Here is a 21,796-nt window from a genome sequence, read left to right as displayed (position 1 = left end):
GGACTGTGCCCGCGCTGCGAGTCGAATCCGGCCGGGCGTACTGACCGGGCGGCGCTGGCCTTCTGCCGAGTGCGGCGGTGGGTCGGCAGAAGTCGGTGTCCGGCTGACCGACCGGGCCGGTCAGCCGGACACGAGGGCCGGTCAGTCGGCCTCGGGGTGCGGAGGGTTCTGTTCGTCGGCGTGCTCCTCGCGGAGCTTTCGCATCAGCTCGGTGAGGCGGGTACTGCCGAGCGGAAGGCCGGCGTCGCGCACGGCCTGTTCGACGATCGCGCGGGTGAGACGGCCCTCGGCGGCGACCGCCGCGCGGCCCACCTCCAGCAGCCGTTCCATCGGCGCGCCCGGCGGACGCCCGATCGGCTTGTTCTCCGCCCCGGCGGCGCCATCGGCCTGGGGATCAGGGTCATCGGCCGGTTGGTCGTCGGCTTCTGCCGGTTCGGGGTCGGGCAGCGCGTCGCGCCACTCGGCAGGCAGCAGTCCGGCGGCGGACATGAGCGTCAGGAGCGCGTTCTCGTCGCTGCGGTCCTTCGCTCGTTCCGGCCGGAGCTCCGGTTCAGGGTCGGCGGTCACCGGGTCGGCAGAAGTCTCGGTGCGCGGAAGGGCGTTCTGCTCAGCGGGAGCGGTTGGGGTGTCGTGCCCGTGGCGGGCGATGAGGATGTAGAGGTGGACGGCGCCGCCGAGGGCGAGCGGGGCGAGGGTGGACAGGACGCCGACGACGGTGTCGGTGAGCTTCAGCCCGCTGCCGGTGGTGGGCAGTTGGTTGAGGCGGACAGCGTGCAGGGCGTTGGCCCAGACGCTGGTGGCGGTCGCTCCGGCGAAGAGCGTCCAGGCGTAGGCGCGGGCGGGCCATCGGGCCTCGCGCAGGACGAGCAGGGCTCGGACGCCGTAGGCGATGAAGCCGTCGATGATGATCGGGAACAGGTAGGTGAGCGGGCCGCGGACGTGGGTCGCGCCGGCCATCTGCCGCAGGGCGTCGTAGGACAGGACGAAGCCGAGGACGCCGAGCAGGGCGACGGCGAGGCGGTCCCAGGCGGTGGCCCGGACGGTCGGCGTGTGGGCAGGGGGTATCGCGATGGTGGTCAAGGGTGGTGCTCCAGGGGTGGCCTCGCCGCAGGCGGGCGTGGCGAAGCGGCGAGGCGGTGGTGGGGTGAAGTTCGGGGAGGCCGGCGCACCGGCGCACCGGCCGGGGCGTACCGGGCACCGGCACCGGTCAGGCGGCGCGTAGCCTGCGGCGGTCGGTGCCGGTGAGGATCGCGCGCTCGCACATCTCGGCGAGGCGGGAGGCGGTGCGGTCGCCGAGGGCGTTCTTGATGTCGCCGGGCGCCAGGTTGGTGGTGAAGATCGTCGGGAGCAGGTGCTCGTAGCGGTGGTCGACCAGCCGCAGGGTGAGCTCCTCGGTCCACTCGGACGCCTTGGCGGCGCCGAGGTCGTCGAGGACCAGCAGCGGGCTCGCCATCAGATCGCGCATCTCCCGCTCGGTGTCCGCGCCCTGGCGGGGCCGCTGGGAGGCGTACAGCTCCGTGGCGGTGAGCTTGGTCCAGCGCAGACGCACACCGGCCTTCAGCAGGCTGCGGATCGCCCCGTACGCCTGGTGGGTCTTGCCGGAGCCGGTGGGTCCGGCGATCAGGAGCGAGGGCCCTTGGGCGATGCCCAGGGTGCTGCCGGGGCCGGGGCGGCAGGCCAGGGTGACCTGTTGGACCCAGGTGGTGACCTCCGGGTGGTCGGCTTCGGCGAGGCGGTAGCGCGGCGGGATGCGGCGGTCGGCGAGCTCCAGTGCGGTGGAGGGCTGGTCGGTGTCGGGCAGAGGCCGGTCGGGGTCGATGCCCTTGGCGGCCAGCATCTGCTCCAGGCGCAGGACGGCGCCGGAGGCCGGCTGCGGCTCGCGACGCTCGGCTGTGCGGCGGGGGTTGGGCAGGCTGGTCATCACAGGTCCCCCTCGTAGTAGTCGCGGGCGTCGGCCGGGTTGGCGAAGGGCCGGTACGGCGCGCGGGCAGCGCTCTGCCCGGCGCGGGAGGGCGCGGCGGGCTGGGCGTTGATCGCCTCGTGGACCATGCTCGGCAGCACGCTCGGGCTCATCGGCTTCGCCGCGTACAGCCGCAGCCCGGCGCGGATGTCGTCGTCGCTGGTGCCGCCGTCGAGCAGGTCCTTGATGACCTTGCCGAGGTGCCCCCGCACGTTGGCCGGTACCGGCTTCGGGCAGCCGGCGACGTACTCGGCCAGCAGGTCGCCCGCGTTCACCGACGGCTTGCCGGTGGGCGCGGCGACCAAGACCGGGCCGTCCCGGTCAGGCGCTGCCGACGAGGGTGCCGGGGTGGGCGCGGCGCCGCCGCCCCCTTCAGGGGTAGATCCATGGTCCAAGGTCCATGGTCCAGGCACGACGTTCTCCGGAGCCCTCCGGAGAGACTCCGGAGAAGCCGCCTGACCTGCGCTTTCGCTCGGAGCTGCCGCATTGGGCACCGGCAGGGCTACTGCGGGGACGGGCTCGGCGCCGGCCGAGCAGGGCCGTTGGGCGGGGACGGTCTCCGCGAGGGTCGCGAGCGGTTCCGGAAGGCTCCGGAAGTTCTCCGGAGCCGGACGCACGCAGCCCCGGCCCTTGGCCTTGCACTTGCCGCACCAGCCTGCGGGCTCGTGGACGGAGCAGGAGGGCAGGCGCGAGGGGGTGGGGTGGGAGATCTTCTGGTGCTCGTGCCACTTGGTGACGTGCAGGTACTGGCGGCCGTCGCAGCCGGTGTAGCGGCAGATCAGGCCGGTCTCGGCGAGCTGGCGAAGCTCGTCCTCGGTGTCGAGCGCGGTGTGCTCGGGCCGCAGCGACCACAGCGCGCCGTTGAGGACGGCCGCGTTGTCGCGCTGGCGCCCCTCGTCGTCGGCCTGGGTGAGCAGGCAGACGAACGTGCGCTCGGCGGTCAGGGAGACCGAGGCGAGGTCTTCCGAGACGGGGTACTCGGGCTTGATGGTGCGGATGCGCGCCATGGCCTCACCACCCCGCCTTCAGGGAGGAGGTCTGCGAGGCAGGTGCGCCGCACAGGGGCGACGCCGTACGCTGGAGCACGTTGGTCCTTCCTCGGTGCGCGCATGGGCTGCAACCCTGCACCGTGGTCGATCGTCGTGGATGGGCGGTTTTGGGACCTTTCGGGCCCTCGGTGTTGATAGCACCGGGGGCCTTCGGCCTTTTCGGGGTGAGCGCAGCGCCGCGTCGCGATGCGATTTGGCTTGACATGCGCTTCACCGTGCATCACTATGGCACTCTGGCGGCCGTTATGCAAGCCGCCTCAGGATCAGATGCGAGGTGAATTGATGCCCGGGACGGACGAGCCCACGGACGACACGACTGGCGGGCCGGAAGCGGAGTCGCCAGGAAGCGATCCTGCAGACCCGCGGGCCCCCGCTGGCATGAGCGAGGAGAACGCGGCCGAGCGCGTCCGAATGGAGCGCGAACGCCGCGGCTGGAGCACCGGCGAGCTGGCCAAGCGCATGACCGAGGCCGGCTACCCGATCAACCAGTCCTCGGTCTGGCGCATCGAGAGCGGCGAGCCGCGCCGACGGATCAACCTCAACGAGGCGATCGGCTTCGCCAAGGTCTTCGACCTGCCCCTGGAGGACCTCCTCGGCCCGCCGACCTCTCCCGAAGAGAAGATCATGCAGGAACTCGCCGACCACGTGGTCCAGGGCTACCGACTGGCCGCGCAGGGCGCCGAGTTCACGACCAAGGCTTTGGCGGCCGCCGAGAAGTACTGCCAGGACTTCCCCCACAACCGCAAACGGCTGCGCGGGAAGATCGCGATCGGCCTCTCCTTCGAGTACCGCAGATACGCGCCCACGCCGCTGGTGCAGGAGTTCCTGCGGGGCGGCAAGATGCCGTCCGAGCCGGTCCACACCGACGAGTAGCCCGGCCGGGTCCGTCGCCCAGGCCGCTGTCGACCGTTCGCCAGGACCGCTCAAGAGCGTTTTCGGAAAACGGCCGGGCCGCTCCTACCGTGCTCACGAGCCCGACCAGCCATTTGGCGCGGCCGGGATCCAGAGCTAACGTCACACCCCACGCGGCCACCAACCGCGCAACGCCCATCCACGACGTCGACCACGGTGCAGGGTTGCAGCCCGCCGGCCACCGAGGAGGGACCCGCATGCCGCCTCAGCAACACGCAGCTGCAGCCCGCAGCTTCTGCCTGACCACCACCGCGCGGTTCGTCTCGGGCTCCGCCGTGACCACCCCCAGCGCCTCCCCCAGACCCATCTGACGGGTCTGTCCCCAGCTGCCGTCCGCAGCCGCAGGCCACCTGCGCTGGACGCCGACGCAGCTTCTCCGCCGTACGGCCGCGACAGACCGCGGCCAGCCCGGCTCCTGTGATCTCGACGCTGACGTCCGATCGCCACCTTCTCGCTCCCAGCCGGGAGCCACCCTCTCCCCTCAAACCGCCCATCCACGATGTCGCCATGCGGTAGCCCGGGTTGCAGCCCGCCGGCCACCGCAAGAGGAGCCACATGCCCCAGCTGTCCCTCAGCGCCGCCCAGCCGGACGCCCGCTCTGCGGCCACCTACCTGAAGGCCCTTCAGTTCCCAGCGACGGCGGCTCGGCCAGCGCTGGGAACTACCAGCTTCCCCCGCTCCAGCCGCGTGATCGACGGCTCGCTCGCACCGCTGCGTGAACGGGAGTCCGCCGGTGACCCCTCAGTGGACCTGACGGTCTGCGCGCCCAACGACGCAGTCGTGGGCCGCTTCCACACCGGCCGCCGAATCGACAACCGCCCTGAGTCGCTGCCCAACTGGCGGGTCTCCACCACCACCCCGGAGACTGCTGCAGCGATCTCCCAACTCCTCGGTGGCACAACGGCCGACGACTGGGCCCAGGGGGTAGTGACCGGTTCTCCTGCGGTTCGTGTCGTCCTCGACGGCGCGGACTCCGTCACGACAGAGCTGCGGCTGTGGGGGCCGCAGGGACTCGTCCACCACTGTGACGGCGTGCTGTTCCTCTCCCCGGCAGAGGTCCAGGGGGCTCCGTGTGGCTGCCCCGAGTCCTCCGAGGAACGGGCGGCGCTGGCGAAGAAGCTGCGCGCTCCGCAGCCCGCGACCACCGTGGTCTTCCGACTGGCGGGGCGCTACGACCTCGGACGGTTCGAGTTCAGTTCGCCCTCTCGAATCCTCGCCGACGCAGCGGTCACGACCCGCACCGAGCTCGCCGGTATCGCCGGAGAAGCGCTCTGTGAACTGGCACTTGAGCTTGTCACGGTCAGTGTGGGCAGTGGCGTCGAGGTCTCGTACCGCAAGCCGACGCTGACGGTCCTCGGCCCTTGGAGCTAGGACACATATCGCAGAGGCGGCCCCGGACATCCGTTGTCCGGGGCCGCCTTCACATGTCGGTACCCGTCACAGCACGCGTTGCCCCTCGCCGTCGTCCGCCGCATCCCGGCGCTTGGCGAACTCGATCTCCACCCGCTGGTGCACCGGTGCCCGGCCCCCGCGCTCCTGGGCCTTGGACACCGTGATCCGGTCCACGAACAGCTTGACGAACTTCCTGCGCTCGGCGAGGGGGGCACTCTCCCACCACGAACCCGGGCCGATGGGGTCGGCCGCCGGGTCCTCGGGCAGCCACTCGGCGATGGGGATCACCGGGGTCGCCTCCTCCTCCAGTACGGCGATCCTCGCCTCGGCCGCCTCCAGGAGGTGCAGGAGCGCGGCCTCTTCCGTGACGAACCTCCGCCGGCCGATGTCTCCCCGGAAACCGCCCGCCTTGCGGTCGTCGTAGAGCTCCTCAAGTGCCCGCACCGCATCAGCGCGCTCCGCGACAAGGGTCGCGCGTTCCCGCGAACGCTCCGGGGACTCGGTGGCGACACCGAACCTGCGCGTCGCCTCGGCGAGAACCGCCAGGGCCTCGTGGTCGTGCTCGACCTCCCTCAGCAGCTCGAAGATGCTGCGTGCCACGTGGTCGTCCAGTGCCGCCTGGCTGACCGTGCACTCTCCGGCGTGCTGGCCGGGCAGCCTCTTGCGTCGCCGGCAACGGTACGAGCGCTTGACCGCCTTGGCGCTGTCGGCGTGGGAGGTCTTCACGGATCCGCACTCGCAGTACAGGACCTCCATCGCGGACAGCAGCGACTCGCCCCGCGAGAGCCCCTTCCCGCGGCCTCGTCCGTCAAGCCACTCCTGCAGCTCGTACCACTCCACGGGCGGGATGATCGCCTCGTAGATCTGGAGCGGGAGCATCGTCTCGGGGTCGCGGAGGATGCGGTAACTCTCCACCGTGCTGGTGGATTTGCCGTTCTCGCCGACCCTGTAGACGGGTACGGCGGCGAACCCGGCTATCCGGGGGTCCCTGAGGATGCGCTTGACGGTCTTGGTGTCCCACGCACTGTTCTTCGTCTTCTTGCCGTAGGTCGCGCCGCGCGTGGGCACGATGACCTCGTTGTTCATGCTGTTGACGATCCCGCCCAGCGAACCGGGGTGGCGGCGCCGCTTGGGGTCGTACACCTGGTCCTTGTGCTTCTTGATCGTCGCCCAGATGTCGCGGATGACCCCCGGCTCGTTCTTCGTGTGTACGAGGGTCTGGATGACGATCGGCCGACCGTCCGCCGTGAGCCTGGTCTCGGCCTTCAACTCGAAGCCGTACGGCGCCTTGCCGCCGATGTACCCGCCCAGTTCGAGCGCCGTGGCCTTGGCGCCCCGGACGGCGACGCTCTTGTTCTTGCTCTCGTTGTGGGCCTGGTCCAGCCGCATGAACATGTGGATCAGGTCCACCAGGTTGCCCTTGCGGAACTCTCCCTCGGTGACGCTGACGATGGTCACGCCGAGGTTCAGCAGCTCGACGACGACCGGGATCGCGTCGAGCGGGTCGAGCCGCGAGAGGCGGCTGACGTAGTAGACGACCAGCAGGTTGATCCGGCCTGCCCGGCAGTCCTGCAGCAGCTTCTCGAACTTCGGCCGCTCGACCCCGGTGAACGCCGATATGCCGAGGTCCTCGTAGTACGTGACCGACTTGGCGCCACGACGCTTGGCCTCCGCCGTACCCAGTTCGCGCTGGGTCGTGGTGGAGGCTTCGCTGGCGTTCTCACGCGCGTCGGACTGGCGTGCGTAGACGGCCGCATGGACGTCCATGCCGGTGATCGCTGGTGGTGCGGACATGAAAACGGATGGTACTACTCCCCTAACTGACATAACCCAAGGGCACGCCCTGGCACCCGCACCGCGGCTTCGAGACGGTCACCTACCTGATCGACGGCGAGTTCATCCACAAGGACTCGCACGGCGGCGGCGGCCACCTCGGCGGCGGCGACACCCAGTGGATGACGGCCGGCTCGGGCATCCTGCACATCGAGACGCCGCCGGAGTCGCTGGTGGCCACCGGCGGCCTGTTCCACGGCATCCAGCTGTGGGTCAACCTCCCGGCCTCCGACAAGATGGCCGCCCCGCGCTACCAGGACATCCACGGCGGCCACGTCAAGCTGCTCTCCACCCCGGACGGCGGCGCGATCCTGCGGCTCATCGCGGGCGAGCTGGACGGCCACCGGGGCCCGGGCGTCACCCACACCCCGATAACCCTGCTGCACGCCAGCATCACCCCGGGCGCGCAGGTCACCCTGCCGTGGCGGCCGGACTTCAACGCGCTCGCCTACGTCCTCAACGGCGACGGCACCGTCGGCGCCGAGGGCCGCCCGATCCACACCGGGCAGGCGGCCGTGTTCGGCGAGGGCGACACCATCACCATCACCGCCGACACCAAGCAGGACTCCCGCCACCCCAACCTGGACGTGATCCTGCTCGGCGGGCAGCCGATCCGCGAACCGGTCGCCTGGTACGGGCCGTTCGTGATGAACAGCCACCGCGAACTGGAGCAGGCCATGCGGGACTTCCAGTCCGGCCGGTTCGGTCACCCGATCGACTGACGGCACCGCCCCGGGCGCCTCGGCCGTCCTCCGCGCGCTACAGGAGCGCGTAGACGGCCGAGGCGTCGTCGTGCGCCTTGCCGCGCGGCCAGCGCTCGCAGGCGGCGTCCGCCCGCTCGACCTCGCGGACCTGCGCGATCAGTTCACCCGGACCGGACTCGGCGAGCAGTCGCAGCGCGTCCGCCCAACTCCCCAGCCCGAAGCGTTCGGTGAAGCGCGAGGCGCCGTCGGTGAGCGCGGCCAGCGCGTGCAGCCGCTCCAGCCGGACGAAGCCGGTCTCGGCGTGCCCGGCCGCCTTCGGGCTGGCCGCGGCGATCCACGGACCGTTGCCCCGGTTGCGGGCGGACCGGACGGCCAGCGCGTACTCCAGGTGCAGCGCGGCCCGCTCGGCCGAGCCGGGGACGGTCGCCCAGACCTGCCGGCGCAGTTCCTCCCCGCCGGGGAAGCGCTGGTTGTCCCCGATCACCTTCGGCGGGCCGTCCTTGTACTCCAGCACCAGCAGCGAGTCGCCGAGCACCAGGTACTCCAGCGACTCGCCGTGCCGGCGGGCAGCCACCACCATCGCCGCGGGGGTGTTGGGGTGGCCCAGGTCGCAACGGCCGCCGTGCAGCGCGGCCGTCTCCACGATGGCGTCGGCCAGGCACTCGGCGATCGAGCGGTCCACCCGGTCGGTGAGCCGGGCGAGCAGGTGCACGCCCAACCGGCGGACGTACCAGGCGGTTCCGTGCCGGCACCCGGACTCCAGGCCGGTCGGCGAACTCGCACCGTCCAGCAGTACCAGCGCCTCCGGCGAGGCCGCCGCGAAGTCCTCGCTCTCGCGGTCCGGCCGCCGTGCTTCCCCTGCGAGCTGTAGCTGCATCCCGACAGTGTGGCCGCCACCCCCGGCCCGCGCCCAGACCCCTGCGCCGGTGTGGCGCGGGCCGGTCGCCGCCGCCCGGTGGCAGCCGGGGCAATCCGGTCATACCGTCGAATAACGACCGGACAATTCGGCCAATCAGGGCCTGTCAGGTTTGGGATCACCTTCGGGTGTCCGGGCGGCCCGGGACTGACGAGGAGCAGGAGATGTTCTGGGAGTTCATCGTGCTAGTGGCCGCCTCGACCGGCTTTCCGACCGCCGCGCTGCTCTTCCTGATCGGCGGGCCGCGCTTCCCCGACGAACAGCGCGGCGGCCGGCACGCCTAGCTCTCCGAACCGGGCTATCCGGGCCCGCGTTCCTAGGCCTTCCAGGCCGGGTCCCGCCCGAGCAGGGCCAGCGCGCGGTCGAACCGGCCGCCCGCCGTGCCCGCTTCGAGGCGCGGCGCGAACGCCTTGCCTGGCACCCGGTTCTCCGGTGCGGCCGGGACGGCCTCGGCGACCGCCAGCAGGGTCGCCGCCAGCTCCTCGTCGCCGTCCACGACGGCGGTGAACGGGGCCTGGACGCCGAGCGCGGCCGCGACGTCCCAGCCGTGCACCAGGGTGTCGAGCAGGTGGAAGCCGACCGCGTGCGCCAGCGGGAAGGGGCCGCCGTGCTGGATCTCCGGCAGCCAGACGTCGCGCCCGGCCGCCGCGGCCTCGCGGAACGCCGCGGTGAGCTCGGCGCCCGTGCGGCGGAAGGCGCCCGCCGGGTCGTCGCCGACCGGGGCGTCGGCCCAGAGCGCGAGGTCGGGCCCGGCGCCGCGGGCGGCCGCGGCGAAGCCCTGGTGCTGGCCGACGATGTGCTCCATCAGCCGGCGCAGCGTCCAGCCCGCGCACGGGCTCGGCAGCTCCAGCTGGTCGGGCCGCAGGCCGTCCACCACTTCGGCGGCCAAGTCCAGCGATCGGGCGTGCAGTTCGACGAGTTCTCCGGCACGGCTCATGCGGCGCTGACCTCCTGACCGGCCGACAGGAAGCCGATCGCGTTGTCGATGACGGTGGGCTCGGCGACGATCCGGCGGTGGCCGAGCCCTCGGGTGACCAGTAGCTCCAGCCGGTCACCGTACGCGGCTTTCAGGCGCCGCGCGTGTGATATTCCGACCACGTCGTCGCCCTCGTCGTGCGCCACCAGGATCGGCAGCGGCACCTCCTCGGGCCGGTGCGCGGCGTCGAAGCGCCGCCACGGGTCCTCGGTGCCGGCGAACAGCTCGTGCTCGATCCGGTGCCGCAGGTCCCGCTCGATCACCGGGCCGAGGCCGAGCCCGGCGCAGAACGCGCCCGGCAGGTAGGCGAATTCGCTGACCCCGGCGAGGGCGACCAGCCGCCCGGCCCGGACTCCCTCGCGCAGCGCCAGGAACGCCCCGGCCACGCCCAGCGAGTGCGCCACGATCGCCTCGAACCCGCCGTAGCCGTCCTGGAGTTGCCCGGCGATGGCGCGGTACTCCAGCACCGTGGTGGCCCGGCCGCCGGAGTCGCCGTGGCCCGGCGCGTCGAAGGCGACCGGGCTCAGCCCGAGCGCGCGCAGCCGGGGCACGTAGGGGGCGAAGCGCGAGGCGCGGGAGCGCCAGCCGTGCATCAGCAGCACCGGCCGGGCGCCGTCGCCCCAGCGGTAGACGACGACCTCCTTGCCGTTCACGGTGATCCGCTCGACGGCGGCCTGCCGGTGGGTCTCCCGCTCGGCGGGGCGGACGGCGCTGCGCCGCAGCGGACGCTGGAACAGCTCGTACGCGGCGCGGCCGGCCAGCCGGGGCGCCAGGTGCGAGGTGGTGTTGAGGGCGGTGCGAACCAGTGCGAGGGCCGGGTCCATGCGGTCTCCCTGTCGGTGCGGACGGGCGTGCCGGGGTGCGGGGGCCGTGCTGGGTCCAGATATTAGCACGACCGTTCGTACAGTTTTATGGACGGGAAGTCCGCCGCCCACCCCCGGGCTACCCTGGCGGCACACACCGCGACGGCGACGGCGACGACGAGAACTGAGGTGGCCGATGGCCGGATCGACCACGGACGGACGGGTCCTGCGCGGCGAGGAGACCCGCCGGGCGGTACTGCACCGCGCCGTCGCGATCGCCTCCGTCGAAGGCCTCGGCGCGCTCTCCATCGGCCGCCTCGCCACCGACCTCGGGCTCAGCAAGAGCGGCGTGTTCGCCGGCTTCGGCTCCAAGGAGGAGCTCCAACTCGCCACCGTCCGCGCCGCCCGCCGCATCTTCGCCGACGCCGTCGTCGCCCCGGTCGCCGACACCCCGCCCGGCCTCGCCCGGGCCCGCGCCCTCTGCGAGAGCTGGCTCACCTACTCCCGGGCCCGGATCTTCCCCGGCGGCTGCTTCTTCTACGAGGTCACCGCCGAGTTCGACGCCCGCCCCGGCGCCGTCCGGGACGCCCTCGCCGACTGCGCCCGCGAGTGGCGCCAGGTGATCGCCGACGCCCTCGCCGAGGCCCGCGCCACCGGCAGCCTGCGGCCCGACACCGACCTCGACGACCTCGCCTTCGCCCTGATCGCCCTCCTGGAGACGGCCAACTCCCAGGCCGTGCTGCACGACGAGGACATCCCCTACCAGCGGGCCGCCCGCCTCCTGCTGCGCCTGCTGCGCGCCGAGGCCACCGACCCGGCCGACCCGGCGCTCGCCTAGGGGCTCTCTTTCGGATCACGTCGGATCAGCGCGCGGCGTCGGAGTGCGTGCATCGCAAGGCGGAGGAGGGAGTCCATGCGGAGTATCGGCGACCGACGACAACGCGGCGAGGTGCGTGCTCCGGCGTCGCGCGCCCGGCGTGATCCGAAAGAGAGCCCCTGGGTCGCTTCTAGGCTTCTCGGCCCAGCGCCCCTTCCAGGAAAGCCACCTGGGCCAGCAGCCGCTCGTCGCCGCCCGCCGTGCCGACCACCTGGAGGCCCAGCGGCAGCCCCTCCGCCGTCCGCCCGGTCGGCAGGCTCAGCGCGGGCAGGCCCAGGTAGCTCCACGGCAGCGACATCACCGCGTCCCCCGTGCTGTGCAGGCCCTCCGGCGCCCCGCCGGTCGCCGACGGCGCCAGCCACAGCTCCACCCCGGCCTCGGCGGTCGCCCGGGCGACCCGCTCGCGCAACCGCTCCCGGGCCTGGAGCGCGGCCGCCCGGTCCTCGGCCGCGACGCCCTGGCCGACCCGGATGCTGGCCGCCGTCTCCGGCCGGTACAGGCCGCCGAACCGGGCGAACCAGTCGGCGTGGCCGCGGGCCAGCTCGAAGCGGTTGATCGTCTGCAACTGCCGGGTGATCCCGGCGAAGTCCGGGAACAGCGGCACCCGGCGCACCGTCAGGCCGGTCTGCGCCAGGCGCTCCAGGCTCTCCTCGAAGGCGCGCAGCGCCGCCGGCTCGGCCCGCTCCAGGTACGCCCCGTCCGGGACCCCGAGCACCGGCCGGCCCCCGCCCCCGGCTGCCGCCTCGCCCCGCCAGTCGTCGCAGAGCAGTGCGGCCGCCAGGGCCGCCCCGGCCAGGTCGGCCGTGAACACCCCCAGGGTGTCGAAGCTCGGCGCGTTCGGGATCACCCCGGCCATCGGGATCCGCCCGTACGTGGGCCGGAAGCCCACCACCCCGCAGTACGCGGCCGGCCGGATCACCGACCCGACCGTCTGGGTGCCGACCGCCAGCGGCACCAGCCCCGCCGCGACCGCCGCCGCCGACCCGCTGCTGGAGCCGCCCGGGGTGTGCCCGGGATGGTGCGGGTTGCGGGTCGGTCCTGGCGCGCTCGCCGCGAACTCGGCGGTCACCGTCTTGCCGGCGACCAGCGCCCCGGCCGCCCGCAGCCGGTCCACCACCACGGCCTGCGGCCCCGCCAGGACCCCCGGCGGCAGCACCGAACCGCCGTGCGTGGGCAGCCCGTCCACGTGCACGATGTCCTTGACCCCCACCGTCACCCCGTACAGCGGCGGTCGCCCGGCCGGTTCGGGGTGCCGTGCGGTCAGCGCCCGCGCCTGCGCGTGCAGCCGGTCGTGCCGCCCCGGCTCCGGGACGAACGCGTGGATCAGCGGGTCCACCCGCTCGACCAGCGCGCAGAAACGGTCGACGTGCTCGGACAGGTCCGGTACGCCGGACCGCAGCCCGGCGGCCTCACGGGTCAACGACCGCGGCCGGGCGAGGGGTTGCTCCATGCCGATCACGGTAGACCACCCGTGGACGCACTACTGGTGTTCGGCCGACAGGTACGGCGTCTCGCGCAGGTAGTACGCCCCGCAGGTGTGGCAGCACAGCTCCGGTGTCTTGCCCCAGTCCACCGGCTCCCGCACCTGCGCGTCCGGGTCGAGCTCCCGGCCGCACATCGCCACGCTCTCCACCCCCCGGACCATGTGCCACAACCGCACCCCGCCGGTCGCACCCCCGGCCCCGTACTCGGCTCGCATCTGGTGCTTCATGCGGCCATCGTCAGGCCCCCCGGCCACCCCGGCAACCGGTGGCCGAACGGGCGCCTGGGCAGCATCGATCACTTAGCGCCAAATCTGATCGAAACAAGCCACTCACAACCGGTAGGGTTCGCGGGCGCGACCCGCGCCGACGGCCCTGCCGGAGGCCTCAAGTCGCCCGAAATCGACCCCATTTACCCCAATCTGGAGCTTCTCAACGTGCGCTCTTCTCGCCTTCTGGCCGCCTCCGCGCTGATGGCGCTCTCCTTCGGCACCACGGTCGGCGCCGTCAGCGCGAGTGCGGTCGGAGTCCCCTCCTCTCCGCCCCCCACCTCCACCACGGCCACCCCGAGCGCCCCCGCGCCGAGCACCCCGGCCCCGAGCACCACCCCGAGCGCCCCGGCGCCGACCACTTCGGCGCCCACCACCCCGGCCCCGACCACCCCGGCGCCCACCGGCAAGCCGACGAACCTGCCGACCCCGCCGATGCCGACGCCCAGCGGCGGACCCTGCCGCGGCGGCCTGCACCAGGACCTCAAGGTCACCGGCACCGGCCTCGCGAAGACCACCCTGGTCAAGGGCGGCGCGGCGCAGGAGGCCACGGTGACCTTCGAGAACACGGGCCCGGTCGACCTCAAGAAGGTCGACGCCGACTTCTTCTTCACCGACGTGAGCGAGGTGGAGCCGGTGATCAACCCGGTCACCTGGGGCAAGGAGTCGTTCACCATCCAGGTCAAGCTGCCCGGTGGGGACTGGAAGACCCCCGCCGCGAGCAGCATCAAGGGCGACAACATGTCCTACCTCCAGGTGGACCTCGGCGAGTACAAGCTCGCCAAGGGGCAGAAGATCACCTTCCAGGTGCGTCTCGCGGCCACCGACAAGGCCGTGACCGCCCGCTACTTCGCCCAGCTGAGCGGCTACTCCGAGCAGTTCGAGGCCAAGGACGTGCCGGGCGCCCCCGCCACCGACAGCTGCCTCCGGTACGACGGCAGCTACCGGGTCGACGACCTGTTCAAGGTGACCGACGCGTCGGCCGCCACGCCGACTGCCGGCACCCCTGCGGCCGCCGGCCACGGTTCGGCCTCCGCCTCGCCGTCGGCGGGCCCGCACCTGGCCGAGACCGGCGCCGACTCCAGCACCCTGCCGATCGCCCTCGGCGGCGCCGCCGTCCTGGCGGCCGGCGCCGGCACCGTGTTCGTCCTGCGCCGCCGCAAGGCCGGCGCGCACAGCTGACCCCTGCACCCGGGTGAACGCCGGGGGCGCGGACCGTGGTCCGCGCCCCCGGCGTTCGTCGTATCAGTTCGTCGTATCAGCCCGTCGTCATCAGCGCGTCGTCATCAGTTCGCCGTGTCAGGACGCCTGCAGCAAGGCCCCGTCCTGCCACTTGAGGATCTTGTCGAAGCTCACGATGGCGCCCCGGAGCGGGTGGTTGCGGAGCTGGACGTGATCGGTGAGGGCGTGGATGAGAAAGAGGCCGCGGCCGGATTCGGCGGTGAGGTCCGGGAGGGCGTCGAGGTCCACGGGGCGCAGCGTGGGCGCCGCGGGGCGGGCGGGGAGGACGTGGGTGTCGTAGGGGTGGCCGTCGCGCCGGGGCTGGTGGGCGGTGAGGACGCGGGCCGGGACGGTGGCGCGGCCGCGGCGGGGGCGGCGGTGCGCGGCCGGGCGGGGCGGCGGCGGGGGGACGGGGCGGCGGCGCAGCGCCGGGGCGGGGGTGCCGACGGGGCCGGGCAGGCCGGGGCCGGAGTCGGTGACCTCGATCCGCAGGCGGTCGCCGCTGATCGAGGCGGTGACCTGGAAGCCGTCGTCGGGCCGCCCGCCGGCGCCGTGCTCGACGGCGTTGGCGCAGGCCTCGCTGAGGGCGACGCCGAGGTCGTGGGCGATCTGCGGGTCGACGCCCGCCGTCGCCATGGCACCGAGCAGGATGCGCCGGGCCAGCGGGACGCTGGCCGGGTCGCGCTTGAGGTGCAGAGTCCACCAGATGTCCACGGGAGGTCCCTCCTGGCTGCGGCTCCACATACAACTAGGTATCTCCGGGCGATTCGGCGGTGAACCGTGCCCGGGGCCCGCTGCCGCCCGTTCGGCGGATGGACTGAGGCCGTGGATTGTGCCGAGTGGCGCACTCTCCGGCCTGCACGCCGCTGCCGAACGGGGCATTCGTAGGGATTTCCCACCCTGCCCACGCGGGCGAGGTAGGCGGTGAGATGATGTCCCGGCCATGACTGCCCTCCCCGCCGCCCCGCTCCCGGGCGCCCTCGCACCGGATGCGCCGGTGGGGGCCGCCGCCTGGGATCTGCGGCTTGCCCGGGCCGTCCCGTTCGCCCTGGTGTGCACGCTGATAGCGGCCGCCGGGCACGCCCTGGCGGGTGGCGGGAACGTGCCGCCGACCGCGTTGGCGACGGGCTTCGCCGCGGTGCTGGTGCTCGCGGTGGCCTGCGGCGGGCGGGAGCGTTCGCTGACGGCCATCGCCGGTGCGCTGGGCGCGGGTCAGCTCGGGCTGCACTGCCTGTTCCACAGCTTCAACGGCCACGCCGCGATCGGCGGCATGGCCGGCATGCACCACGGCGGCTCCGGTCCGCTGACCCTGCCGACCGTGGCGGGCCGGCTGATCTGCAACGAGGCGCGCCCCGGCACGCTGGCCGGCCTGCCCGGGAGCCCGACCGCCGAGCAGCTGGTCTCCTCGGCGGGCCTGGACCCGAACGCGTACGCCGTCGCCCCGTGGTGGCAGGGCGGCGTGTTCGGGATGACGCCGTCGATGCTGGCCGGGCACCTGGCCGCCGCGCTGGTGGCGGGCTGGTGGCTGCGGCGTGGTGAGGCGGCGCTGTGGCGGCTGGTGCGGGTGACCGCGTCGGCGGCCCGGGAGCACTGGGCGGCGCCGCTGCGGTCGGCGCTGGTGCTGGTGGCGGCGCTGCTGCGCGGCCTGTTCGGCGCGGCCGGTCCGGCCCGTCGGTTCGGGGTCCGGGGCGGGGAGAGTCCGCTTCCGGCGGGTGCCGCGCTGCGGCACAGCGTGGTGCGGCGCGGTCCGCCGCGCGGGGTCTTCGCGTACTGATCCGGCTCCTGGCGCCCCGTTCGTGTCGGGCCCCGGTCGTGCGCAGCGTCCCCGGGCCGGTCCCGTGTGTCCCCGACATCCCGTGTGTCCCCGACACGCCGACGGCCCCCGGTTTCCGCCCCCACACGTCCCCAGCACGTCCCCACGCGCGGCCCCGCCGAGGCACGGTCTTCCCGTCGCCCGGACGCGGGCCGGTCCGCCGAGCTCCGATCGGAGACACCGCATCATGCGTTCCCTTCCCACCCGCCGTCTCGCCGCCGTCGCCCTCACCGCCGCCGCCTCCGTGGTGGCGCTGGCCGGCCCCGCGTTCGCGCACGTCACCGTGAACCCGGGTGCGGCCGCCCAGGGCGGCTACACGGCCGTAGACTTCCGGGTGCCGAACGAGAGCGACGCCGCCGGCACGGTGAAGCTGGAGGTCAACCTCCCGCTGGACCACCCGCTGGCCTCCGTCCGCACCCTGCCGCTGCCGGGCTGGACCGCGGCCGTCGAGAAGGCGAAGCTCGACAAGCCGATCAAGGTGCACGGCAGCGACGTCAACGAGGCCGTCTCCAAGATCACCTGGACCGCCGACGCCGGCACCAAGATCGCCCCCGGTCAGTTCCAGGAGTTCCGGGTCTCGATCGGCCCGCTGCCGTCCGACGCCGACAGCATGGTCTTCAAGACCCTGCAGACCTACGACAACGGCGACGTCGTCCGCTGGATCGACGAGTCCAAGGACGGCCAGCCCGAGCCGGCCCACCCGGCCCCCGTCCTGAAGCTCACCAAGGCCGCCGCCGGTGAGGACGCCCACGGCGGCGTCACCGCCTCCCCCTCCGCGGGCGCCCACGGCGACAGCTCCGACCACGCCGCGGCCCCGGCCGGCGCCAAGTCCAGCGACTCCACCGCCCGGGTGCTCGGCGTGGTCGGCATCGTGGTCGGCGTGATCGGCACCGCCGTCGGCGTGCTCGGCCTGCGCCGCCGGAGCAGCGGCTCCGCCTCCTGACCCACCCCGCACGATCGGATCTCCCATGCCCCGCACCACCCGCACCACCCGCCTGGCCGGCGCGGCCGCCGTCGCGCTCGCCGCCGCCCTGACGCTGACCGCCTGCGGCTCCTCCGGGGGCGGCTCGACCCCCGCCAAGGTCACCAAGCAGAAGTCCGACTCGCCGTACCAGGGCACGGTGCTCACCAAGAACTTCGAGAAGCCCGACCTCCAGCTGACCGACACCTCCGGCCAGCCGTACGACCTGCGGCAGCAGACCAACGGCAAGACCACGCTGCTGTTCTTCGGCTACACCAGCTGCCCGGACGTCTGCCCGACCACCATGGGCGACATCGGCGTCGCGATGAAGGCGCTCCCGGCCGAGGAGCGGCAGAAGGTCAACGTCGTCTTCGTCTCCACCGACCCGCAGCGCGACACCCCCAAGGTGCTGCGCACCTGGCTGGACTCGATGGGCAGCGACTTCATAGGCCTGACCGGCGACCTGGCCAAGGTGAAGACGGCCGCCAGGTCGCTCGGCATCATGATCGAGGACCCGGTGGTCAACGCGGACGGCACCGTCACCTCGACCCACGGCGCGCAGGTGCTGGCCTTCCTCCCCTCGGACGACAAGGCGCACGTGCTCTACCTGAGCGGCACCGAGGAGAAGACCTACGAGCACGACCTGCCGCTGCTCGCCAAGGGGGTCGCGGCATGAAGGCCCCGACCGGCCACGCCCCGGCCGGCCGCGCGACCCTCGGCTTCCGGCGGACGGCGCTCACGGGCGCGGTACTGGCGACGGCCCTGGGCGGCGGCGCCATCCTGGTCGCCTGCGGGGCAGGCGGTCAGGACGGTGCCGGCGGCGGGGCGGCCAAGCTGAGCGTCGCCGACTCCTACATCCCGCTGCCCCCGGCCGGCGGGATGGCCGCCGGCTACCTGACCGTCCGCAACGACGGCGGGCAGGACCAGCTGGTCAAGGTGAGCAGCCCGGGCGCCGAGTCCGTCACCATGCACCGCTCGACCCCGTCGAGCATGGAGCAGGTCCCGAGCCTGGACGTGCCCGCGCACGGCGCGTTGCAGTTCGCCCGCGGCGGCACCCACCTGATGATCATGGGATGGCAGAAGGCCCCCGCCCTCGGCGACGAGCTGGAGCTCGACCTGACCTTCGCCAAGTCCGGCACCCTGTCGGTCAAGGTGCCGGTCAAGGAGCTCACCTACCGCCCCGGCCAGAGTTAAGGGGACCGCCAGCATGGAGAAGGCCGCCCACCGCCGCATCGCCGGACTGCTCGGGACGCTCGGCGCGCTGCTCGCGCTGATGCTCGCCGGCGCCGGACCGGCCGCCGCGCACGCCACCCTGGAGTCCACCGACCCGCACCAGAACTCGGTGGTCGCCACCGCCCCGCAGGCGGTCACGCTGACCTTCAGCGAGTCCGTGTCGCTGTCCAGCGACTCGGTGCGGGTGCTCGACCCGGCCGGCAAGGCGGTGGACACCGGCAACCCGGGGCACGCCGACGGCAAGGCGGACACCGCCCGGGTCGGACTGAACAGCGGGCTCGCCAACGGCACGTACACCGTCGCCTGGCGGGCCGTCTCGGAGGACTCGCACCCGATCGGCGGCGCGTTCACCTTCTCCATCGGCGCGCCCTCGGACACCTCGGTGTCCGCCACCGCGCTCCAGGGCGCCAAGGCCGACGGCCTGGTCTCCGCCCTCTACGGCACCGGGCGCACCGTCGCGTACGCGGCGTTCGCCCTGCTCGCCGGCGTCGCCGCGTTCGTGCTGATCTGCTGGCCGGAGGGCGCCACCCGGCGCCGGATGCAGCGGCTGCTGATGACCGGCTGGGCGGCCCTGCTGGCCTCCACCGTCGCGGTGCTGATGCTGCGCGGCCCGTACGAGCGCGGTTCGGGGATCGGCAAGGCCCTCGACCTGTCGCTGGTGCGCGCCACCCTGGACGAGCGGATCGGCACCGCGCTGGCCGCCCGGCTGCTGCTGCTCGCGGCGAGCGGGGTGTTCCTGTCGCTGCTGGTCGGCCAGTTGGGGCAGCCGGCCCGGCCGGCGGCGCAGCCCGGCGACGCCGGGAGCGCCGGAAGCGCCGGACGCGTCGGCGACGAGGAGGCCGAGGAGGCCGAGCTGCGGGAGCTGGAGCAGCGCGCCGCCGAGCGGCCGCAGCGCGAGGCCCGGCTGGGCCTCGGCGTCGCCGGGCTGGTGCTCTCGATCGCCCTGGCGGCGACCTGGGTCGGCGCCGACCACGCCTCGGTCGGCATCCAGGTCTGGCTGTCGCTGCCGCTCGGCATGCTGCACCTGATCGCGATGGCGCTCTGGCTGGGCGGCCTGGCCGCGCTGCTGGTCGCGCTGCGCGAGGGTGTCGGCGCGCAGGTCGTCGACCGCTTCTCGAAGGTCGCCTTCGGCTCGGTCGCGGTGCTGGCCGCCACCGGCGTCTACCAGTCCTGGCGCGGCCTCGGCAGCTGGGGCGCGCTGACCGGCACCGAGTACGGGCGGCTGCTGCTGGTGAAGACCGGCTGCGTGGCCGTGATGCTCGGCGCCGCCTGGTTCTCCCGCACCTGGCTGGCCCGGCTGCGCGCGGCCCCGGCCGAGGCGGCGGAGGTCGAGCCGGCCGCGGTGCCGGAGCCGGTCGGCGTCGCCGCCGCGCACCCCGAGGACCCGCTCCGGCAGGCCCAGCTGGCCCGCCAGCAGGCGGCCCGGGAGAGCGCCGGGCGCGAGCGCGGGCTGACCCCGACCAGGGCCGGGCTGCGCCGCTCGGTGCTGGTCGAGGCGCTGGTCGCGGTGGCGGTGCTGGTGGTCACCACGATGCTCACCAACTCCCCGCCCGGGCGGGTGGCGAGCGAGGTCAAGGCCGGTGCCGTCGCACCCGCCGCCGGGCCGGCCGCCGGGGGCGCGCCCGCCCCGCAGACCGAGCCGGGCCGCACCGTCGAGCTCAAGCTCCCGTACGACACCAAGGGCCGCACCCCGAACGCCAAGGGGACCGCGACCGTCACCCTCAACCCGGCCCGGACCGGCCCGAACGAGGTGCACCTCGCGCTGACCGGCGCGGACGGGCAGCCGGTGGACGTCCCCGAGGTGCAGCTCGCCTTCACCCTGCCGGACCGCGACCTCGGCCCGCTGCCGGTGGCGCTCACCCCGGAGGGCACCGGCCGCTGGAGCGGCACCGCGCAGCTGCCGCTGGCCGGCACCTGGGTGGTGTCGGTGCAGATCCGCTCCTCCGACATCGACCAGACCACCCCGACCCAGCAGTTCAAGATCGGCTGACCGCGATGGAGCACACCTCGACGGACCGCACCACGGCGGACCGGGCCACGGCGGACCGGGCCACGGCGGACCGGGCCACGGCGGACCGGGCCACGGTGCCGAGGCCCGCAGCACAGGGTGCGCAGGCGCCCGGCCGCGCCGGCTTCACCCGGCGGGCCCTGCTCGGCACCGCCGGCGCCGGGCTGCTGGCCGGCGCCGGAGCCGGCGTCGCCGGTGCGGTCGCCCTGGACCGCCACCCCGGCGCAGCGCCCGCCGCCGGGCCGGGCGGCGCGCTCGGCGCGGCCCGGGTGCCGTTCCACGGCGAGCACCAGGCCGGCATCCTCGAACCCCAGCAGGCCCGGGTCCAGCTGGCCGCCTTCGACCTGGCCGAGGGCGTCGGCCGGGACGGGCTGCGCACCCTGCTCCAGCGCTGGACGAAGGCCGCCGAGCGGCTGACCGCCGGGGAGCCGGCCGAGGACACCGACAACCAGGTGGCGCTGGACGCCGGCCCCTGCTCGCTCACCCTCACCGTCGGCTTCGGCGCCGCCCTGTTCGACAAGGCCGGGCTGGCCGACCGCCGCCCGCAGGCGCTCGAACCACTGCCGCCCTTCCCCGCCGACGCGCTCGACCCGGCGCGCGGCGACGGCGACCTGTTCGTCCAGATCGGCGCCGACGACGCCCTGGTGGCCGTGCACGCGCTGCGGGTGCTGCAACGCCAGGCGGCCGGCACGGCGGCACTGCGCTGGCAGTCGGCCGGCTTCGCCCGTACGCCCGGTGCCACCGCGCGCCCGATGACCGGCCGCAACCTGATGGGCCAGATCGACGGCACCAACAACCCCCAGCCGGGCGAGGACGGCTTCGCCGCCAAGGTGTTCTGCACCGCCGGGCCGGACCAGCCGGCCTGGCTCGCCGGCGGCTCGTACCTGGTGTTCCGGCGGATCCGGATGCTGCTGGACAACTGGGAGGCGCTGCCGACCGACCGGCAGGAGCGGGTGATCGGGCGGCGCAAGTCGGACGGCGCGCCGCTCGGCGCGCCCGCCGGGGCCGGCGAGCGCACCCCCGTCGACCTGGCCGCGCAGGGCCCGGACGGCGCGCTGGCGATCCCCGCCGACGCGCACGTCCGGGTGGCCGCCCCGGCCGCCAACGGCGGGGCGGCGATGCTGCGGCGCGGGTTCTCGTACCACGACGGCCTGCTGCCCGACGGCTCGCCGGACGCCGGGCTGCTCTTCCTCGCCTTCCAGGCCGACCCGCGCAAGGGCTTCACCCCGGTGCAGCGCAAGCTGGCCCGGGGGGACGGCCTCTCCCGCTTCCTGCGGCACGAGGCCAGCGGCCTGTACGCGGTGCCGCCGGGCGTCCCGGCCGACGGCTACCTCGGCCAGCAGCTCTTCGAGTAGCACGCCCCCGACGGTCTCCGGTCCCGGCCACTG

At 73.8% G+C, this 21,796-nt stretch carries 20 protein-coding genes and 1 pseudogene; 11 read left to right on the top strand and 10 right to left on the bottom strand.

All coding sequences use genetic code 11. The features are described from left to right. Positions 1–141 precede the first annotated feature (141 nt). The 3 genes from ACFWPT_RS27265 to ACFWPT_RS27255 form a co-directional block, all read right to left on the bottom strand. On the bottom strand, positions 142–1,080 hold the full coding sequence (locus ACFWPT_RS27265) for a DUF2637 domain-containing protein (RefSeq protein ID WP_380484900.1): 939 nt from the start codon (positions 1,078–1,080) through the stop codon (positions 142–144). Positions 1,081–1,207: 127 nt separating this feature from the next. Next, the gene (locus ACFWPT_RS27260) at positions 1,208–1,921 is read right to left on the bottom strand and encodes an ATP-binding protein (protein ID WP_380484898.1); all 714 of its coding nucleotides are present in this window, start codon (positions 1,919–1,921) and stop codon (positions 1,208–1,210) included. Beyond that, positions 1,921–2,967, bottom strand: coding sequence for a hypothetical protein (locus ACFWPT_RS27255; protein ID WP_344468826.1), 1,047 nt, complete (start codon positions 2,965–2,967; stop codon positions 1,921–1,923). The genes ACFWPT_RS27260 and ACFWPT_RS27255 overlap by 1 nt, the downstream gene beginning before the upstream one ends. A 420-nt stretch (positions 2,968–3,387) precedes the next feature. Between ACFWPT_RS27255 and ACFWPT_RS27250 the strand changes: the two genes are divergently transcribed. Together ACFWPT_RS27250 and ACFWPT_RS27245 are read left to right on the top strand one after the other, a co-directional pair. After that, positions 3,388–3,882: a helix-turn-helix transcriptional regulator gene (locus ACFWPT_RS27250; RefSeq protein ID WP_344468825.1), complete on the top strand. Its 495-nt coding sequence runs from the start codon at positions 3,388–3,390 to the stop codon at positions 3,880–3,882. A 594-nt stretch (positions 3,883–4,476) separates the two neighbouring features. Further along, complete coding sequence (locus ACFWPT_RS27245) at positions 4,477–5,292, top strand: hypothetical protein (RefSeq protein WP_380484895.1); 816 nt, start codon at positions 4,477–4,479, stop codon at positions 5,290–5,292. A 66-nt stretch (positions 5,293–5,358) separates the two neighbouring features. Here the strand turns inward: ACFWPT_RS27245 and ACFWPT_RS27240 are convergent, their stop codons facing one another. Next, positions 5,359–7,107, bottom strand: coding sequence for a recombinase family protein (locus ACFWPT_RS27240; RefSeq protein WP_380484893.1), 1,749 nt, complete (start codon positions 7,105–7,107; stop codon positions 5,359–5,361). Between the two features lie 35 nt (positions 7,108–7,142). On the opposite strand from ACFWPT_RS27240, the pseudogene ACFWPT_RS27235 reads away from it, so the two are divergent. Beyond that, a pseudogene (locus ACFWPT_RS27235) lies at positions 7,143–7,868 on the top strand (pirin family protein); the annotation flags it as partial. Between the two features lie 37 nt (positions 7,869–7,905). Here ACFWPT_RS27235 and ACFWPT_RS27230 read toward each other — a convergent pair. From ACFWPT_RS27230 to ACFWPT_RS27220, 3 genes are all read right to left on the bottom strand, one after another. Beyond that, on the bottom strand, positions 7,906–8,727 hold the full coding sequence (locus ACFWPT_RS27230; RefSeq protein WP_063348362.1) for a protein phosphatase 2C domain-containing protein: 822 nt from the start codon (positions 8,725–8,727) through the stop codon (positions 7,906–7,908). Between the two features lie 355 nt (positions 8,728–9,082). Next, positions 9,083–9,703 (bottom strand): TIGR03086 family metal-binding protein, encoded by a 621-nt coding sequence (locus ACFWPT_RS27225; protein ID WP_380484891.1) that lies wholly within the window; start codon positions 9,701–9,703, stop codon positions 9,083–9,085. After that, on the bottom strand, positions 9,700–10,566 hold the full coding sequence (locus ACFWPT_RS27220; protein WP_380335405.1) for an alpha/beta hydrolase: 867 nt from the start codon (positions 10,564–10,566) through the stop codon (positions 9,700–9,702). Before ACFWPT_RS27220 ends, ACFWPT_RS27225 begins: the two co-directional genes overlap by 4 nt. Positions 10,567–10,741: 175 nt before the next feature. On the opposite strand from ACFWPT_RS27220, the gene ACFWPT_RS27215 reads away from it, so the two are divergent. Further along, positions 10,742–11,383 (top strand): TetR/AcrR family transcriptional regulator, encoded by a 642-nt coding sequence (locus ACFWPT_RS27215; RefSeq protein WP_380484888.1) that lies wholly within the window; start codon positions 10,742–10,744, stop codon positions 11,381–11,383. Between the two features lie 169 nt (positions 11,384–11,552). Here ACFWPT_RS27215 and ACFWPT_RS27210 read toward each other — a convergent pair whose 3' ends face one another. Further along, positions 11,553–12,872 (bottom strand): amidase, encoded by a 1,320-nt coding sequence (locus ACFWPT_RS27210; protein ID WP_380484886.1) that lies wholly within the window; start codon positions 12,870–12,872, stop codon positions 11,553–11,555. A 30-nt stretch (positions 12,873–12,902) separates the two neighbouring features. Next, the gene (locus ACFWPT_RS27205) at positions 12,903–13,133 is read right to left on the bottom strand and encodes a hypothetical protein (protein ID WP_380373502.1); all 231 of its coding nucleotides are present in this window, start codon (positions 13,131–13,133) and stop codon (positions 12,903–12,905) included. Positions 13,134–13,340: 207 nt separating this feature from the next. Here ACFWPT_RS27205 and ACFWPT_RS27200 point away from each other — a divergent pair, with 207 nt between their 5' ends. Then, the gene (locus ACFWPT_RS27200) at positions 13,341–14,354 is read left to right on the top strand and encodes an LAETG motif-containing sortase-dependent surface protein (RefSeq protein ID WP_380484883.1); all 1,014 of its coding nucleotides are present in this window, start codon (positions 13,341–13,343) and stop codon (positions 14,352–14,354) included. 117 nt (positions 14,355–14,471) lie between these two features. On the opposite strand, the gene ACFWPT_RS27195 is transcribed toward ACFWPT_RS27200, so the two are convergent. Then, complete coding sequence (locus ACFWPT_RS27195; RefSeq protein WP_380484881.1) at positions 14,472–15,107, bottom strand: ATP-binding protein; 636 nt, start codon at positions 15,105–15,107, stop codon at positions 14,472–14,474. A 229-nt stretch (positions 15,108–15,336) separates the two neighbouring features. On the opposite strand from ACFWPT_RS27195, the gene ACFWPT_RS27190 reads away from it, so the two are divergent. From ACFWPT_RS27190 to efeB, 6 genes are all read left to right on the top strand, one after another. Next, entirely contained in the window at positions 15,337–16,167 is an 831-nt protein-coding gene (locus tag ACFWPT_RS27190; protein ID WP_380484879.1) for a hypothetical protein, read from the top strand. Between the two features lie 226 nt (positions 16,168–16,393). Further along, positions 16,394–17,149: a YcnI family protein gene (locus ACFWPT_RS27185; RefSeq protein ID WP_380380876.1), complete on the top strand. Its 756-nt coding sequence runs from the start codon at positions 16,394–16,396 to the stop codon at positions 17,147–17,149. Positions 17,150–17,174: 25 nt separating this feature from the next. Further along, positions 17,175–17,843 carry an SCO family protein gene (locus ACFWPT_RS27180; RefSeq protein WP_063348371.1) on the top strand — a complete coding sequence of 223 codons (669 nt, stop codon included), beginning with the start codon at positions 17,175–17,177 and terminating at the stop codon, positions 17,841–17,843. Then, on the top strand, positions 17,840–18,361 hold the full coding sequence (locus ACFWPT_RS27175) for a copper chaperone PCu(A)C (RefSeq protein ID WP_380380874.1): 522 nt from the start codon (positions 17,840–17,842) through the stop codon (positions 18,359–18,361). Before ACFWPT_RS27180 ends, ACFWPT_RS27175 begins: the two co-directional genes overlap by 4 nt. A gap of 13 nt (positions 18,362–18,374) precedes the next feature. After that, positions 18,375–20,390 carry a FixH family protein gene (locus tag ACFWPT_RS27170; protein WP_380484877.1) on the top strand — a complete coding sequence of 672 codons (2,016 nt, stop codon included), beginning with the start codon at positions 18,375–18,377 and terminating at the stop codon, positions 20,388–20,390. A 5-nt stretch (positions 20,391–20,395) separates the two neighbouring features. Next, positions 20,396–21,763 (top strand): iron uptake transporter deferrochelatase/peroxidase subunit, encoded by a 1,368-nt coding sequence (efeB, locus tag ACFWPT_RS27165; protein WP_380484875.1) that lies wholly within the window; start codon positions 20,396–20,398, stop codon positions 21,761–21,763. Positions 21,764–21,796: the final 33 nt, after the last annotated feature.

The sequence above is a fragment of the Kitasatospora sp. NPDC058478 genome (assembly GCF_042720345.1).
GTDB lineage: Bacteria > Actinomycetota > Actinomycetes > Streptomycetales > Streptomycetaceae > Kitasatospora.
This window is presented reverse-complemented; position numbering and strand designations above follow the sequence as displayed.

What these genes read in the sequence shown, in the direction of transcription:
- ACFWPT_RS27210 (WP_380484886.1), bottom strand. Translation starts at nt 12,872, where the DNA reads ATGGAGCAACCCCTCGCCCGGCCGCGGTCGTTGACCCGTGAGGCCGCC.
- ACFWPT_RS27225 (WP_380484891.1), bottom strand. Translation starts at nt 9,703, where the DNA reads ATGAGCCGTGCCGGAGAACTCGTCGAACTGCACGCCCGATCGCTGGAC.
- ACFWPT_RS27190 (WP_380484879.1), top strand. Translation starts at nt 15,337, where the DNA reads ATGACTGCCCTCCCCGCCGCCCCGCTCCCGGGCGCCCTCGCACCGGAT.
- ACFWPT_RS27180 (WP_063348371.1), top strand. Translation starts at nt 17,175, where the DNA reads ATGCCCCGCACCACCCGCACCACCCGCCTGGCCGGCGCGGCCGCCGTC.
- ACFWPT_RS27255 (WP_344468826.1), bottom strand. Translation starts at nt 2,967, where the DNA reads ATGGCGCGCATCCGCACCATCAAGCCCGAGTACCCCGTCTCGGAAGAC.
- ACFWPT_RS27230 (WP_063348362.1), bottom strand. Translation starts at nt 8,727, where the DNA reads ATGCAGCTACAGCTCGCAGGGGAAGCACGGCGGCCGGACCGCGAGAGC.
- ACFWPT_RS27250 (WP_344468825.1), top strand. Translation starts at nt 3,388, where the DNA reads ATGAGCGAGGAGAACGCGGCCGAGCGCGTCCGAATGGAGCGCGAACGC.
- ACFWPT_RS27220 (WP_380335405.1), bottom strand. Translation starts at nt 10,566, where the DNA reads ATGGACCCGGCCCTCGCACTGGTTCGCACCGCCCTCAACACCACCTCG.
- ACFWPT_RS27215 (WP_380484888.1), top strand. Translation starts at nt 10,742, where the DNA reads ATGGCCGGATCGACCACGGACGGACGGGTCCTGCGCGGCGAGGAGACC.
- ACFWPT_RS27260 (WP_380484898.1), bottom strand. Translation starts at nt 1,921, where the DNA reads ATGACCAGCCTGCCCAACCCCCGCCGCACAGCCGAGCGTCGCGAGCCG.
- ACFWPT_RS27175 (WP_380380874.1), top strand. Translation starts at nt 17,840, where the DNA reads ATGAAGGCCCCGACCGGCCACGCCCCGGCCGGCCGCGCGACCCTCGGC.
- ACFWPT_RS27205 (WP_380373502.1), bottom strand. Translation starts at nt 13,133, where the DNA reads ATGAAGCACCAGATGCGAGCCGAGTACGGGGCCGGGGGTGCGACCGGC.
- ACFWPT_RS27185 (WP_380380876.1), top strand. Translation starts at nt 16,394, where the DNA reads ATGCGTTCCCTTCCCACCCGCCGTCTCGCCGCCGTCGCCCTCACCGCC.
- efeB (WP_380484875.1), top strand. Translation starts at nt 20,396, where the DNA reads ATGGAGCACACCTCGACGGACCGCACCACGGCGGACCGGGCCACGGCG.
- ACFWPT_RS27240 (WP_380484893.1), bottom strand. Translation starts at nt 7,107, where the DNA reads ATGTCCGCACCACCAGCGATCACCGGCATGGACGTCCATGCGGCCGTC.
- ACFWPT_RS27245 (WP_380484895.1), top strand. Translation starts at nt 4,477, where the DNA reads ATGCCCCAGCTGTCCCTCAGCGCCGCCCAGCCGGACGCCCGCTCTGCG.
- ACFWPT_RS27170 (WP_380484877.1), top strand. Translation starts at nt 18,375, where the DNA reads ATGGAGAAGGCCGCCCACCGCCGCATCGCCGGACTGCTCGGGACGCTC.